A 15,145-nucleotide genomic window follows, 5' to 3' on the forward strand; every position below is an offset into this window, starting at 1 on the left:
ATTCAGGTGATGCGATAGCCCAGCAGCCTTGGCAGCCAGAGCGCGATTTCGGGGAAGACCAGGATCAGACCCAGCGCGACGGCCATGGCCAGCAGCAGCCAGCCGACCCAGCGGAAGGTGGATTCCAGCGGCACGTTGGCGATCTTGGCGGTGACCATCAGGTTGACGGCGACGGGTGGCGTGAACTGTCCCATGGCGATGTTGATCGCCATGACCACGCCGAACCAGACGTAGGACCAGCCGAATTCCTGCACGATGGGCACCAGCAGGGGCAGCGCGATGAGGTAGATCGACACGCCGTCCAGCACCATGCCGGCGAGCAGCATGATGATCATCAGCAGGACCAGGATCACCCACTGGTTGTCGCTGACCGAGAGCAGCGCGCGGGTGGTGGCGTCGAAGGCCCCCATGGTCGACCCGGCCCAGGCGAAGAGCCCCGCCAGCGACAGGATCAGCATGAGCACGCCGGAGATCTTGGCGCTTTCGGCGAGCACGTTGTAGACGTCGCGCCAGCCCATCGTGCGGTAAAGCACGGTGCCGACGAACAGCCCGTAGAACACGGCCACGACTGCCGTCTCGGTCGGGGTGAAGAGGCCCGAGCGCAGGCCGCCCAGGATGATCACCGGCGCCATCAGGCCCGGCAATGCGCGGCGCAGGCTGCTCCAGAAGGGCGGGCGCTCGGGCGATTCCAGCGCGCCGAAATCGTGGCGGCGGCTGAGGATCAGGGTGGGCACGGCCACGGCGGTGCCGAGCAGGATGCCGGGGATCAGACCGGCGGCGAAGAGCGCCCGCAGGTCCATGCCGGGGATGATCACCGAATAGACGATCATCGCGATGGAGGGCGGGATGAGGATGGCGGTCGAGGCCGAGGCCGCGATGACGCTGGCGGTGAAGGGCTTGGGATAGCCCGCCTTGACCATCGAGGGCAGCATGACGGTGGCGACCGCCGCCGCATCGGCGGGGCCGGAGCCGGACATGCCACCCATGATCATGCAGACAAGGATCGCCACCAGGGCCAGTCCGCCGCGGCGCGGGCCGACCATGGCCTGGGCGAATTCCACCAGCCGCGCGGCGACGCCCGACCTTTCGAAAACTGCCCCGGTGAGAATGAACAGCGGGATGGCGATCAGCGGGTATTTGGCGATGGCCGCATAGGTATTGGGCCCGATCATCCCCATGGCGGTGGCGTCGAGGCCAAGATAGACGCCGACCGCCCCGCCGATGCCAAGCGCGACGGCGATGGGGGTGCCGACCGCCATCAGGAAGATGAAGACGAGGAGCAGCAGCAGGTTGGCGGTGATCATCGCGCCGCCCTCCGGCCACGGATCAGCACCGCCCAGCCGCGGCCCAGAACGCGCAGCAGGATCGCCACGCAGAGGATCGGCATCCAGATGGTGTAGATCCAGCTGGGATTGCCCAGACCGGGGGTCGTCTCTTCCCAGTACCATTCGGAATAGGTGACGCGCGCGCCGTAGTAGAGCACCAGCGAGAACATCAGGGTTGTCGCGGCCAGTGTGATCAGCTCGCAGATCCATCGCAGCGCCGGCGGCAGCCGGTCGAGCAGGAAGGTGATGCGGATGTGCTGGTTGCCCGCGAAGGCGGCCGAGGCGCCGACGAAGGTCATAAAGACCAGCAGGAAGACCGAGTATTCCTCGGTAAAGGCGAAGGACACGTTGGTCGCATAGCGCGCGACGACATTGCCGAAGGAGATCAGGCAGATCGCCGCCATGGCGGCGGCACCAAGCGCCTCTTCGATGCGCACGGGCACGATGGTATGGGCGGTGTCCGCGTCGTTCGCGTTCGGTTCAGCGGATTCGCCGTCTGGCTGGGTCGCCATCGCGCGCTCCTAAAGTCTGGGGGTGGTCATCAGGGTCCGCACGGAGGCGCGGACCCTGTGGTTGCTCAGCGGTTCTTGATCGACTCTTCCGCTTCGTTCACCAGATCGACGCCGATCTTTTCCTTCCACGCGTCATAGACGCCGCGCGTCGCGTCGACGAACTGTTGCCGCTCTTCGTCGGTCAGCGTGACCACATCGACCCCATAGCCCTTGACCTGGTCGATCAGGCTGGTGTCGCCGCCGGTCAGACCCTTGCGGGCGACCTCGACGCCATAGGTGCCGGCGTCGATTGCAGCCTGGCGCAGGATCTCCTGGTCTTCGGGGGTGAAGCTGTTGAAGACCTCGGGGTTCACCGCGAAGATCAGCGGGTCGGCGACGTAACCCCACATGGTGACGTTGGTCTGGCCCAGTTCATGCATCTTCAGCACGGTGTAGATGGTCAGCGGGTTTTCCTGACCGTCGACCGCGCCGGTGGTCAGCGCGGGCTGTGCGTCGGCCCAGCTCATCTGGGTCGGGTTGGCGCCCAGGGCGGTGAACATGTCGTTGTAGATCGGCGAGCCGACGACGCGCAGTTTCAGGCCCTGCATGTCGGCCGGGGTGCGGATCGGATGCTTGGAGTTGGTGACCTCGCGGAACCCGTTCTCGGCCCAGGCCAGCGGGATCGCACCTTTCTTCTCGACGATGTCGAACAGCTTTTCGCCCACCGGACCATGTGTCAGCGCGTCGAGCGCCGCATAGTCGGGCATCAGGAAGGGCAGCGAGAAGAGGTTCAGCTCGGTGATCTGGGGCGACCAGTTGATCGTGGAGCCGACCGCCATGTCGATCACGCCCTGACGCAGCGCGGTGAATTCGCGGGTCTGGTCGCCCTGCACCAGCTGCACGCCGGGGTAGATCTTCATCTTGATCCGCCCGTCGGTGCGCTCGGCCGTCAGTTCGGCCCAGCGTTCTGCGGCCAGGCCCCAGGGGAAGGGCGCCGGGACCACGGTCGAGACGCGGTATTCGTCCTTGTAGGCGGTCTGCGCCATGGCCGGGGCAAGGCCCAGCGTTGCGAGTGCCGCACCGGCGGCGATCCAGGTCTTCAGGTTCATCATGATATGTCCTCCCATGACTGATGAATGACGGCGCCCTCCCGGCGCCCTGGCTTTCAGGAAACCCCTGCCGGCTGCATCATCCGGCGCGCCGAGGCCGTGATCCGGTCCGCGCTGACGCGGGCCTCGTTCTCCATTGTCGGCGCATAGGCGATCGGGATGCGCGGCGCGCCCAGCCGCGTCACCGGGGCCTTCAGGCGGAAGTGCAGCGCCTCGGCGACAGTTGCCGCGATTTCGGCGCCAAAGCCCGAGACGGCCACGGCCTCGTGCGCGACCAGCAGGCGCCCGGTCTTTTCGACCGAGGCGAAGACCGTGTCGCGGTCCCAGGGCCAGAGCGTGCGCAGGTCGATGACCTCGGCCTCGATCCCCTCCGAGGCCAGCGCGGACGCCGCCTTGAGGCATTCGTGCCGCATCCCCGACCAGGTGACGATGGTCAGGTCGCGCCCCTCGCGCGCGACATCGGCCTTGCCGAGCGGGACCACATGGTCGCCCTCGGGCAGGTCGCCCTCCATCGCCCAGAGGTTCTTGTGTTCCATGTAAACGACCGGGTCGTCGCAGCGGATCGACGCCTTGAGCAGGCCCAGGTTGTCGGCGGGTGTCGCGGGGGCGACCACCACCAGACCGGGGATATGGGTGTACCAGCTTTCCAGCGATTGCGAATGCTGCGCGGCGGAGGAGCGCCACATGCCCACGGGTTCGCGCACGACCAGCGGCACGCGCATCTGCCCGCCGAACATGAAGCGCGCCTTGGCGGCCTGGTTCACCAGCTCGTCCACGGCGCAGAGGGCGAAGTCGGAAAAGCGCATCTCGACGATGGGCCTTGTGCCGGTCATCGCGGCGCCGACGGCGGCGCCCATGATGCAGGCCTCGGAAATCGGCGTGTCGGCGATGCGGCCGGCGCCGAACATCTCTTGCAGGCCCTTGTACTGGCCGAAGACGCCGCCGCGGCCCAGATCCTCGCCAAGCGCCCAGACCGAGGCGTCGCGCTGCATTTCTTCCATGACCGCGCGGCGGCCGGCTTCCAGATAGGTCGACTTGGTCATCTCAGAACGCCCTCTCGCGCGGGTCACCCATATCCTGCACATCGGTGAAGGCCCCAGCGGCCTCCGGCCAGTCGGTATCGCGCGCGGTGCGGGCGATCTGTGCCATGGTCTCGGCCTCGCTGCGGTGCAGCTCGCTCAGCTGGTCATCGCCGACTCCCGCCACGCGAAGCGCCACCTCGAGCCGTGCGATGGGGTCGTTGCCGCGCCATTCCTCGACCTCGCGGGCCGGGCGGTAGGCGGCGGGATCGACCGAGGTGTGGCCGGTCATCCGGTAGGTGTGACAGGTCAGGAACCGCGGCCCCTGCCCCGCCCGCACCGCCGCGATGGCCGCGCGCGCCGCCGCGTCGACGGCAACCAGATCATTGCCGTCGACCTCGGTCGCCTCGATGCCGAGGCTTTCGGCGCGGGCGCCCGCGCCGGGGCCGCCGGTCATGTCGCTGGTGCGCGTGGTGGCCGAGAAGCTGTTGTTTTCGCAAACGAAGAGCACCGGCAGATCGAAGACCCGCGCCCAGTTCAGCCCCTCCATGAACGGCCCCCGGTTCACGGCGCCGTCGCCGAAGATGCAGGTCACGATCTGGCGCGAGCCCTGCAGTTTCAGCGCATGGGCGGCGCCGGTGGCAATCGGGATATTCGCGCCCACGACACCGTTCGCGCCGAGCATGCCGACACCGAAATCGGCGATGTGCATCGAGCCGCCCTTGCCGCCGCAGGTGCCGCCCTGCCGGCCGAAGAGTTCGCGCATCATCGCCAGCGGATCGGCGCCCTTGGCCAGGGTGTGGCCATGACCGCGATGGGTCGACAGCATGAGGTCGGCGGTTTCGAGATTGGCGCAGACGCCCGCCGCGACGGCCTCCTGCCCGATCGAGGGGTGGATGGCGCCCAGCACCAGACCTTCCTTCTGACCGGCGATGGCCTCTTCCTCGAAGGCGCGGATGCGGTGCATCAGCCCCAGCATGTCCAGGAACCGCTCCCGGTCGAAATTGTCACGGCGCAGGCCCGAGCCTTCCGTCATATTCTATTCCTCTTCCGTCACTTCCAGAGGCCGTGCCGCGTGGTCGCGGCGCCGGCCGATGCTTTTGCCAAGCTCCGCCGCCTCTGCGGTCAGCAGGGCAACGAGTTCCGTCAGGCGCGGCGCGGTCATCCGCTCGCGGATCGCCGCAACCGACAGCGCGGCCGCGACGCGCCCGTTCTGATCCATCACCGGCACGCCGACCGCGTTCATCGCGCTGACGATGTGCCCGTCGTTGAAGGCAAAGCCCCGCGCCCGCGCGTCGGAGACCATCGCGCGCAGGGCGTCATCGCCAAATCCGGTGAAGGGGCGCCGCGCCTCGTGGCTGGTGGCGATGATGCGCTCGACCTCGGCCTCGGGCTCGAAGGCCAGCAGCGCCAGCGAGCCCGCGCCGACGCCGAGCGGGCGGCGGTCGCCCACCGACAGGGTCAGCGTGCGGATCGGGTAGGCCCCGGTCTGGCGGTCGACGCAATGGGCCTGATCGCCGTCGCGCAACGACAGGAAGATCGTGTCGTTGGTGACCTCGGCCAGCCGTGCCAGAGCGGGGCGGGCCAGTTCGATGATGTGAAAACGGCGGGCGGCGTTGCCGAGGTTGAACAGGCAATAGCCCAGCCGGTAGCGCTTGCCGAGTTCGTCGGTCTCGACATAGCCGACGTCGATCAGGGCGCGCAGAAGCCGCGAGACGGTGGATTTGCCCAGCCCGACGGCCATCGCGACATCCGACAGGCGCATGCCATCGGAACTGCTTTCCGACAGCACCTTGAGCACCATCGAAGCACGCCCGATCGTCTGCACGGATGCGACGCCAGTTTCCGGCAAAGTCCCCTCCCTAGCACGGGTCCTCCAACCCGTGTGTTTCACTAGGTGATACTGATTCGACCGAAAAGTGAAACAAAATTTTCCGGAGTCCGGTTCGACCGAGACCTGTGACGTTGCGTAAGCCCTTGTGCGACCGTCCGGGGTGCGGGGCTGCGAGGCGCCGGATTTCGGCAGGAAAGATCGGCAAGTCATATCGGCAAAACCTTGCGGTGATGCGTCAAAACATATTATATGGAAAGGAGATTTTGGATTTTCGGGATCGGCAAGAATGTTGGAGACACCGGGCAGGATCGAGCCCTGCTTTTTCGAGGATCGTATCCCCGCGCGCCTGGCGGACCTTTCGGTCGAGATCCAGCGCGAGGCGGTGGGCCTTGGGCAGGGTCTGCATCCTGACAGCGCGGCCGAGCTGGCGGAAATGGTCCGGGTGATGAACTGCTATTATTCGAACCTGATCGAAGGCCACAACACCCGGCCCCGGGATATCGAGCGCGCCCTTGCCGGTGCCGAGCTGGAGGCCGAGACACGCCCGCTCGCGCTGGAGGCGCGCGCCCATGTCATCGTCCAGCGCGCGATTGACGAAAGATACCGGGCCGGGACGCTGCCGCGGCCCACCTCGCTGCCGTTTCTGACCTGGGTGCACAGGACGTTCTATGAGGAAATGCCAGACGAATTCCGCGTGATCGACCATCCGGATGGCACGCGGGAGCCGATCGTACCCGGCCGTCTGCGGCAGGCGGGCGATGCCGATGTCTCGGTCGGGCGCCATCTGCCGCCCTCTTCGGCACGGGTCGCGGCCTTCATGGATCACTTCGACAAGCGGTTCCAGATCGCGGAGGGGTCAGCCAGCGGGCGGATCATCGCAATCGCCTCGGCGCATCACCGGCTGAACTATATCCACCCCTTTCCCGATGGGAACGGTCGGGTCAGCCGGCTGATGTCGCACGCCATGGCGCTGACCGCCGGGATCGGTGGCCAGGGCCTGTGGTCGGTGTCGCGGGGGCTGGCACGCGGGTTGACGGACCGGGGCGAATACAAGCGGATGATGGATCTGGCCGACAGCCCGCGACGGGGCGACCGCGACGGGCGCGGGAATCTGTCGGAATCGGCGCTGGCCACCTTCTGCGAGTGGTTCCTGAAGGTCACGCTGGACCAGATCACTTTTTCGGCGCAACTTTTCGACCTTGCGGGGCTGGAGAAACGCTATCGCCGGCTGGTGGCGGATACGGTGGAGGACAAGCGCGCGCCGGAACTGATTTCGGCGGTCCTGCGGCATGGCGCGCTGGAGCGCGGCGATGCGCCGGTTGTGCTCAAGACCTCCGAGCGGACGGCGCGCAACACGCTTCGGACGCTCACCGAGGCCGGATATCTGACCTCGGCCTCGCCCAAGACGCCGGTGCGGCTGGCCTTTCCGCTGGCCTATCGGGAACGTCTTTTCCCCAATCTCTTTACCGACGCCGATCTGCCGGGGTAGGCCCCGGCAGATCAGGCCGAGGGATCAGTCCTGCTGGGCCGCCTTGAAGGCCTCGTATTTCGCCTTGTTCTCGGCATTGGCGGGATAGAGGCCGGGCAGCGGCACGCCGGCATCGACCTGGGACATGATCCAGCCTTCGAGCCGCTCCTGCTCTACCGCCTCGGTGGTCACGGTTTCGACCAGATCGGCGGGGATCAGGACCGCGCCGTCATCGTCGGCCACGATCATGTCGCCCGGAAAGACCGCCACGCCGCCGCAGGCGACCGGCTCTTCCCAGCCCACGAAGGTGAGTCCGGCGACCGAGGGCGGCGCGGCCACGCCGCTGCACCAGACCGGCAGGCCCGTACCCTTGACGCCGGCCGCATCGCGCACGACGCCGTCCGTCACCAGCGCGGTGACGCCGCGCTTGACCATCCGGGCGCAGAGGATGTCGCCGAAGATCCCGGCATCGCTGACGCCCATCGCGTCGGTCACGCAGATGCAGCCTTCGGGCATCGCCTCGATGGCGGCACGGGTGGAGATCGGCGAGGCCCAGCTGGCCGGTGTCGCCAGATCCTCGCGCGCGGGCACGAAGCGCAGGGTGAAGGCGCGGCCCACCAGCCGGGGCTGGTTCGGCGTCAGCGGGAAGGCGCCCCGGATCCAGACGTTGCGCAGACCCTTCTTCAACAGGACGGTCGTCAGGGTCGCGGTGGTCACGCCGCGCAAGGCCTCGATCAGGGCGGCGTCGCGATTCGGTTCGGTCGTCATGTGGGCAGTCCTTCCTGTCAGACACGGGCCAGCGATCCGTCCAAGGACGGAGTATGCCGCGGCCCATATACGGGGCGAGTGCCGGCGACGGCAACTCGTCTCGAAGAGTGCCGACGCATTTCCTGCGAGGGGGTTCGGGGTGGCTCTAATTCGGACGAAACGCCTTGTCCGAGAGCGGCCAGTAGTTTCCGTCGCGATGACGGAAGGGATTCACCGGACCTTCAAACTGCACGGCCGTCGGAGACCGGGCATAAAGGATATCCGCCGCGACAGGCGCAAAGCCGGCGTGGAAATGCTGGGTCGATTTCACGACGATCACAGGGGCCGCGGTGACGTCCACGCCGAGGCCGGTGAAGGCATCGGGATGGAAGGTCTGGATGCGGCGGTCGGACAGGGCGATCCGGATGCCGCCGGTCGTTTCGACCAGAACCGCATTGCCGCAGATCATGCGCTGACCGGCCACCGTTGTCTGGTGCAGATCCGGGACGATCCTGAGCACCTTCACGTCGAGATCCAGCGGCGGGCCGGACCGGGGGCTGAACTTGCCGCCGATCCGCAGCGCCAGTTCGGCCCCTTCGCCGGCCCCGGCGCAGATTTCGACCGCCATCGGATCGTACATGACCCCGACAACCGCCCCCTTAGCCCCCGCATCGATCAGCGCACTGAGCAGATAGGTGCTGTCCGCTCCGGCCCCGGTGCCGGGGTTGTCGGCCACATCGGCGATGACCACCGGTCCCTTTGGCGCCGCCAGGGCCGCCGCCACCGCGTCGGCCTCGTTCATGACCGGTATGCGGGTCTGATGGCGCAATTCCCAGATCTCCTGCGCCAGCCGCTCTGCCAGCTGCTGTGCCTCGGCCGGGGATCCGTCCGCATAGACCAGCATCCGTGATCCGAGATCGGGCGTATCCCCCAGCGCGAAGCCGTGGCAGAAGCTGACCGACAGGGCCGTACCCTCCGCTTCCAGCGCGTGCATCCGGGCGACGAAATCGGACATCGGCGGCTTGGTGGTGTGCCAGACCGACAGCATGTGACATTCGGCAACCGCCGCCACGGGGGCGACCTCTTTCCGCAGGGTGCGCAGCGCCAGTGACCACAGATCCTCAGCACGTTCGACAATGTCGGTGTGGGGATATTGCTTGTAGGCAACGACCAGATCGGCCGAGTCCACGATCCGGGCCGTCAGGTGGCAGTGCAGGTCGAGCTCGCAGCCGATGATGGCCTCGGGACAGATGGCGCGGATGGCTGCCAGAAGCGCGCCTTCGCAGTCGAATTCGTCCGAGGCGATCATCGCGCCGTGCAGGTTCAGCAGGACCATGTCGAGCGGCCCCGCCGCGCGGATATCCTCGAGCAGCCGGTCACGCAGGCTGTGCCAGGCCGAGGCGACGGTCGTGCCACCGGGCTGGGCGGCGGCCATCAGGCCCTCGACGACGTCGATGCCCTCGGCTTCGGCCCGGGCCCGCCAGACATGCAGAGGCGCGGTGAAATGCTGGGGGTCGACCCGGGTTGCGGTGCCATGGAACAGCCCGCCCTTCTCGAAGTCGGAGAGGGTGGTGGGCACCGGGCTGAAACTGTTGGATTCCGTGGCGATGCCACCGATGAACACGCGTGTCATGTCAGGTCCTTTGATGAAAGCGTATCGAGCCGCGAAGGCGAGAGGTTGCCCCGCGTCAGCCCGGCCTTTGCCAGGTCCTCGGGGACTGGATCGCCGCGCAGGATGGCGGCGGCCGCACGGGACAGGGCGGGAGAGGACTGGATGCCAAAGCCGCCCTGACCGGCGTACCAGAAGAATCCCTCCGCCTCGGGGTCGTAGCCCGCCAAGGGATCCTGATCCGGGAAAAAGCTGCGCAGGCCGGCCCAGCTGGCCCTGGGGCGGCGCAGGTTCAGGTCAAGCCAGCCCTGCATCCGGTCCACCGCCACGGCAATATCGAGATCGTCGGCCCAGACCTCTCCGGGGGGTGCGGGCGTTTTGTCAGAGGGCGAGACGAGGATGCCGGTCGACTCGGGCTTCACGTAGAAGCTGAAGTCCGGATCGGCGATCAGGGGCCAGCCGCCGGTGGACAGACCGGGGCATTCGAAGTGGGCGATGGTGCGCTTGCAGGGGGTCAGGCCGCGCGGCCGCAGACCCGCCAGCAGTGCCACCTCATCCGCGAAGGCCCCTGCCGCGTTCACGACGATTGGGGCAGTCAACCGCTCGCGGGAGGTGTCGACCACCCAGTCCGAGCCAGCGCGCCGGATGTCCCGTACCCGCGACTGCAGGCGCAGATCGGCATCCGAACCGCGCAGATAGGCGCGATGAAGGGCGTCGACATCAATGTCGCGTGGCTCTCCGTCGTGGAGTCCCAGCGCGACACGGCCGGTGATCGGCAACCCCATTGCGGCAATCTCGGACCGGTCCATGAGGCGTAACGTGCGACCCTGCGACAGTCCCTCGTCCAGTGCTGCCTCCAGCCGCTCGCGCCCGGAGGCGTCCGCAAGCCGCAGCACGCCGCGCGGCGCGGTCAGCGGCACGTCGCAGAAACCCTCGGGCGGATGGATCAGAAAGCCGCGGCTTGCCAGACTGGCGGCCCGCGTCAGCGGCGCCCCGGCATAGGGGGTCATCACCGCGGCAGAGCGTCCGGTGGAATGATGCGCCGGCGTGTCTTCCGCTTCGAGCAGAACCACCCGCCCGCTGCCGCGCAACTGCCAGGCCAGGGACGCCCCCGCGATCCCGGCGCCGATGATGAGGATCTCGGCGCGCGCGCTCATGCCCCACCGTCGACCGGGCGGGGGCAGCGCCGTTTCAGCGGAGCGGAGGCGCCCGGAATGCCACAACACGCCGTTACACCGCAGCGGTCCGGCGTTCGCACGACAACTTCCGCACCGATCATTCCCAAATCCCGCTTTTCATTTCCTTCCCGGCGAGACTAGAGTGTTTCCGGCCCGGTCGATAATGCAAAGGCGGCGGCTTCTCATTCCGCCGGGTTATCAGCGCGACGCGGACAAACCCGTGCAAAACAGAAGAATAGGCGGTGAGACCTTTCTGCGTTGCCGCATGAGGGCGGCAGGTTGCCGGCGCCGCAAGGGCCGGCGAAATCGCATAACATGCGGTTATGATATTGGCGATCTATTGAATTTTACAGCTTTGCATCCGGCCCATCACACTGCCGGAACAATCGGTACCGTTCCGGACCGGACAGCGAACAATGGGGAACCAAATGAACAAACTCCTGAATGCAGCCGCGATCGGTCTGATCGCCACCCTGGCGACCAGTGCTTCGGCCGAGGTCATCCATGCCACCTGGGGCGGCGGCGGCGCTCGCACCCTTGGCGAGTTCGTGCAGAAGCCGTTCAGCGATCAGACCGGGATCGAGACCCGTGTCGTCGAGGTGCCCAATACCGCGGGCGCCGTGCGCTCGCCCACCGCGTCCCAGTATAACGCCGTGACCGTCACCTTCTTCGAGGGCGTCGGCCTGTCGGGCACCGATCTTCTGGAAGGCTTCACCGACGAGGAAATCCCCGAGGTGAAGAACCTGCCGCCGGAAGTGGTGATCCGCAACGAGGAAGGTCTGATCGTCGGGATCCCGACCTACTTCGCCTATTACGGCATCGTCTATAACAGCGATCTTGCCAGCGCCGAGGACTTCAAGAGCTGGAAGAACCTTGCCGATCCGAAATGGAAGGGCAAGCTGGCGATCACCCGTCCGGTCTATGCCGCGGCCTATGACCTGACGATGCTCGCCCATGCCAATGGCGGGGATGCCGAGAACGTCGAGCCGGGCGTGGAGACGCTGAAGGGCCTGATCGCCAACGCGCTGACGACCTATACGTCGCTGGCCCATATGAACACGCTGCTTGGGACCGGCGAGGTCACCGCGGTGCCGTTCTATTCGACCCGCGTCTGGCATCTGCAGAACGAGGGCCAGAAGAACATCAAGATCGTGATCCCCGAAGAGGGCGGGCTGATGCTGGCCTATGCGGTCGTATCGCCCAAGGGGGCGGCCAACCGCGAGGAGACGCGCCAGTATCTGAACTACCTCGCCGGGGCCGAAAGCCAGGTCGCGGTTTCGGTCGAAGGCGGCGGCATCCCGACGAACAACACCGCAAAGCTGCCGCAGGCCTATCTCGATACGCTTGGAACGACCCGCGAAGAGCTGATGAAGCAGATGTATGTGCCCGACTGGAAAGTGGTCTGGGACCATCATGAAGAGCGCATCAACATGGTTGAGCAGTTGATGTCGGAAGCCGCGAAGTAACCGTCACATACCGACTCCTTCCTGAAATGGCCGGGCACGATCCGGCCATTTTTCAGACCGCAGAGGCCCAATCACCTATGACCAGCGCGACCCAGACCATGATCCGCGACGCCGCCGTCGGCAGCATCGACATCGAAGCCGTTTCGAAATCCTACGGGGATGCCGAGGTGTTGTCAGAGGTGTCGCTGAGCATTCCCGCCGGCAGCTTCCTCACGCTGCTGGGCCCGTCGGGCTGCGGCAAGACGACCCTTCTGCGCCTGATCGCCGGGTTCATTTCGCCCACGCGCGGGCGGATCCGGATCGATGGCCGGGACATGACCGACGTGCCCACCCAGAAGCGCCCGATCGGGATGGTGTTCCAGAACCTGGCCCTGTTCCCGCATTTCTCGGTGGCCGAGAATATCGCGTATGGCCTGAAGCTGCGCCGCGTCGATGCGGCGTCGATCCGGACGCGGGTCGACAAGTTCATCCATCTCGTCGGGCTTGACGGGCTGGGCGACCGGCGGATCGCGCAGCTGTCGGGCGGGCAGAAACAGCGTGTCGCCCTGGCCCGGTCGCTGGTGCTGGAACCGTCGATCCTGTTGCTGGACGAACCCCTGTCGGCGCTGGACATGCAGCTGCGCAAGCAGCTTCAGTTCGCGCTGAAGGACATCCAGAAACAGCTGAGGACGACGTTTGTCTTCGTGACGCACGACCAGGAAGAGGCGACGATGATCTCGGACCGGATCGTGGTCATGAGCAACGGGCACGTCCAGCAGGTCGGCACCCCGCAGGAGATCTACGCCGACCCGCAGAACCTGTTCGTGTCCAAGTTCATCGGCGAGGTGAACCAGCTGCCGGGCCGCGTGCAGGCCGTTGGCCAGAGGCTGGCGATTGCCACCGGTGCCGGGACGGTAGATCTGCCGTCGCATGTCGCCCGGGGGCACGATCCGGCGGTGGGAGACTCGGTCATCGTCTGCCTGCGGCCCGAGAAGATCTCCATTCACGAGCCGGGCGAGACGCTGGCCCCGGACATGGTCACCGCTGCGGCGGTGGTACGCGATGCGCTGGTGATCGGCCCGCTGACCCGGGTGACGCTCGACGCGCAGGGCACCCGGATGGTCAGCGTCCGCATGACCGACACGCCCGGACGCATCGCGTCCGGGCAACAGGTGCAGATCGCCTTTCCCGCCGACTCGGCCCGTGTCTTCGCACCGCTGTCGGCCGACATGGCCAGCGCCTTCGGAGAGGACGCATGAACACCGGCGAGAAACCGACGCTGGCCAAGGGGCTGATGCTCTTGCCGGCGCTGATCGTGCTCGGGCTGTTCTTCATCTCGGTCATCATGCTGTTCAGCAATGCCTTCGTCGACCGGGGCGGATTTTCCCTGAAGTATTTCGAGCAGATCCTGTCGCGGCCGGATTATCACGTGGTCTTCTACCGCACGGTGCTGACCTCGATCGTCGTCGCGCTGCTGGCGGTGTTGTTGGCCTATCCCATTGCCCTTCTGTTGTGGCGGTCGGAGCGGCATCGCAACATGCTGCTGATCGTGGTGCTGGTGCCCTGGCTGGTCAGCCTTGTCGTACGCACCTACGGCTGGATCATCCTGCTGGGTCCCAAGGGGTTCTTGAACGCCTTTCTGGGCTGGGTCGGCGTGATCGACACGCCGTTGAAGCTGATGTTCAACGATACCGGCATCGTCATTGGTCTTACCCATGTGCTGATCCCCTTTGCCGTGGTGTCGATCCTCGCCTCGCTGCTGTCGATCGAGGAGAACCTGGAGGAAGCCTCGCGCGTGCTTGGGGCGAACCGTCTGCAGACCTTCCGGACCATCGTGCTGCCGCTGTCGCTGCCGGGTGTCTTCACCTCGCTGATGGTGATCTATCTCGCCTCGGTCGGGGCCATCGTGACGCCCCTGCTGTTGGGCGGGATCACCGAGAAATTCGTCGGTTCGCAGATCTATCAGGAGGTGATGGCGACCTTCAACATGTCCAAGGCCGCGGCGTGGTCCATCTGTCTGCTGACGCTGTCCTTCGTGTCGCTGGTCATTCTGAAACTGATCGAACGCCGCGCCCTGCGCGGGCAGGAGTAACCGATGCGCAAGCTGACTCCCCTGACCAAAACGCTGGGTATCGTCCTGCTGCTGATGCTGCCCGCGCCCATCGTGATCGTCTTTGGCGCCTCGTTCAACGGGTCGGGCTATATCCAGTTTCCGCCCGACAGCTGGTCGATCCGCTGGTATATCGAGGCCTTCACGGATCCGCGCTGGGGCCGCGCGGTGCTGACGTCGCTCTGGATCGCCGCCATCGTGGCGACGCTGATCACCGCAATCAGCTTTCTGGCCGCCTATTTCACCCTGCGCTATGCGCCGCGGATCTCCGGCTGGCTGGAACTCGCGATCTTTTCGCCGCTGTTCTTCCCCCATGCCTCGATGGGAGTCGCGGCGGTGGCGCTGATGGCGGCAATGGGCATCGTCGGGACGCCCTGGGCGATCATCCTGGCGCATCTGATGGTAACCCTGCCGTTTTCCTATCGGCCGATCCACGTCGCCCTGCGGTCGGTCGACCCGGACCTGATCCGCGCCGCGGAAGTGCTGGGCGCGTCGGAACTGCGCGCACTGTGGGACATCATCCTGCCGATCTGCCGCTCGGGCATCCTGACCTCGCTGCTGTTCACCGGCATCATTTCCTTCGACGAGGTGACGGTGACAATGTTCCTGATCGGGCCCGACATCACCACCCTGCCCGTCCAGATCTTCACCTTCATCCAGGACGATGCCTCGCCGGTGCTGGCGGCGATCTCGACGCTGTCAGTGATCATCACCTTCCTGGCGATCCTGCTGCTGGAGCGTGTCGCGGGGCTGAGTTTCTTCGTGCAACGACAGTCGGGGTGAGGGCGACAAAACGGGGCTTGACTGAAA

14 protein-coding genes are annotated in these 15,145 nt (G+C 66.2%); 5 read left to right on the forward strand and 9 right to left on the reverse strand.

The features are described 5' to 3' along the window. Positions 1-2 precede the first annotated feature (2 nt). From ACFO5X_RS20410 to ACFO5X_RS20435, 6 genes are all read right to left on the reverse strand, one after another. Positions 3-1,304 carry a TRAP transporter large permease gene (locus ACFO5X_RS20410; RefSeq protein WP_380720550.1) on the reverse strand — a complete coding sequence of 434 codons (1,302 nt, stop codon included), beginning with the start codon at positions 1,302-1,304 and terminating at the stop codon, positions 3-5. Further along, a complete protein-coding gene (locus ACFO5X_RS20415; RefSeq protein ID WP_380720553.1) occupies positions 1,301-1,837 on the reverse strand; it encodes a TRAP transporter small permease in 537 nt (178 codons plus the stop codon). Before ACFO5X_RS20415 ends, ACFO5X_RS20410 begins: the two co-directional genes overlap by 4 nt. A 65-nt stretch (positions 1,838-1,902) precedes the next feature. After that, positions 1,903-2,928: a DctP family TRAP transporter solute-binding subunit gene (locus ACFO5X_RS20420; protein ID WP_380720556.1), complete on the reverse strand. Its 1,026-nt coding sequence runs from the start codon at positions 2,926-2,928 to the stop codon at positions 1,903-1,905. Positions 2,929-2,981: 53 nt separating this feature from the next. After that, positions 2,982-3,968, reverse strand: a complete 987-nt coding sequence (locus tag ACFO5X_RS20425; protein WP_380720558.1) for an alpha-ketoacid dehydrogenase subunit beta — start codon at positions 3,966-3,968, stop codon at positions 2,982-2,984. Between the two features lies 1 nt (position 3,969). After that, complete coding sequence (locus tag ACFO5X_RS20430; protein WP_380720561.1) at positions 3,970-4,980, reverse strand: thiamine pyrophosphate-dependent dehydrogenase E1 component subunit alpha; 1,011 nt, start codon at positions 4,978-4,980, stop codon at positions 3,970-3,972. Between the two features lie 3 nt (positions 4,981-4,983). Continuing rightward, on the reverse strand, positions 4,984-5,796 hold the full coding sequence (locus ACFO5X_RS20435; protein WP_380720564.1) for an IclR family transcriptional regulator: 813 nt from the start codon (positions 5,794-5,796) through the stop codon (positions 4,984-4,986). A gap of 268 nt (positions 5,797-6,064) precedes the next feature. Between ACFO5X_RS20435 and ACFO5X_RS20440 the strand changes: the two genes are divergently transcribed. Then, a complete protein-coding gene (locus ACFO5X_RS20440; protein ID WP_380720570.1) occupies positions 6,065-7,267 on the forward strand; it encodes a Fic family protein in 1,203 nt (400 codons plus the stop codon). Between the two features lie 24 nt (positions 7,268-7,291). Here ACFO5X_RS20440 and ACFO5X_RS20445 read toward each other — a convergent pair whose 3' ends face one another. The 3 genes from ACFO5X_RS20445 to ACFO5X_RS20455 form a co-directional block, all read right to left on the reverse strand. Continuing rightward, entirely contained in the window at positions 7,292-8,014 is a 723-nt protein-coding gene (locus ACFO5X_RS20445) for a ribonuclease activity regulator RraA (protein ID WP_380720573.1), read from the reverse strand. Between the two features lie 145 nt (positions 8,015-8,159). Beyond that, positions 8,160-9,626 (reverse strand): M81 family metallopeptidase, encoded by a 1,467-nt coding sequence (locus ACFO5X_RS20450; protein ID WP_380720576.1) that lies wholly within the window; start codon positions 9,624-9,626, stop codon positions 8,160-8,162. Then, entirely contained in the window at positions 9,623-10,759 is a 1,137-nt protein-coding gene (locus ACFO5X_RS20455) for an NAD(P)/FAD-dependent oxidoreductase (protein WP_380720579.1), read from the reverse strand. The genes ACFO5X_RS20450 and ACFO5X_RS20455 overlap by 4 nt, the downstream gene beginning before the upstream one ends. A gap of 449 nt (positions 10,760-11,208) precedes the next feature. Between ACFO5X_RS20455 and ACFO5X_RS20460 the strand changes: the two genes are divergently transcribed. The 4 genes from ACFO5X_RS20460 (at position 11,209) to ACFO5X_RS20475 (ending at position 15,118) form a co-directional block, all read left to right on the forward strand. Further along, positions 11,209-12,246 (forward strand): ABC transporter substrate-binding protein, encoded by a 1,038-nt coding sequence (locus tag ACFO5X_RS20460; protein ID WP_380720582.1) that lies wholly within the window; start codon positions 11,209-11,211, stop codon positions 12,244-12,246. A 77-nt stretch (positions 12,247-12,323) separates the two neighbouring features. Beyond that, positions 12,324-13,484: an ABC transporter ATP-binding protein gene (locus tag ACFO5X_RS20465; RefSeq protein WP_380720585.1), complete on the forward strand. Its 1,161-nt coding sequence runs from the start codon at positions 12,324-12,326 to the stop codon at positions 13,482-13,484. Continuing rightward, complete coding sequence (locus tag ACFO5X_RS20470) at positions 13,481-14,317, forward strand: ABC transporter permease (protein WP_380720588.1); 837 nt, start codon at positions 13,481-13,483, stop codon at positions 14,315-14,317. The genes ACFO5X_RS20465 and ACFO5X_RS20470 overlap by 4 nt, the downstream gene beginning before the upstream one ends. A 3-nt stretch (positions 14,318-14,320) precedes the next feature. Continuing rightward, positions 14,321-15,118 carry an ABC transporter permease gene (locus ACFO5X_RS20475; RefSeq protein ID WP_380720592.1) on the forward strand — a complete coding sequence of 266 codons (798 nt, stop codon included), beginning with the start codon at positions 14,321-14,323 and terminating at the stop codon, positions 15,116-15,118. Positions 15,119-15,145: the final 27 nt, after the last annotated feature.

This window comes from Seohaeicola nanhaiensis (genome assembly GCF_042654245.1).
GTDB classification, from domain to species: Bacteria; Pseudomonadota; Alphaproteobacteria; order Rhodobacterales; family Rhodobacteraceae; genus Seohaeicola_A; species Seohaeicola_A nanhaiensis.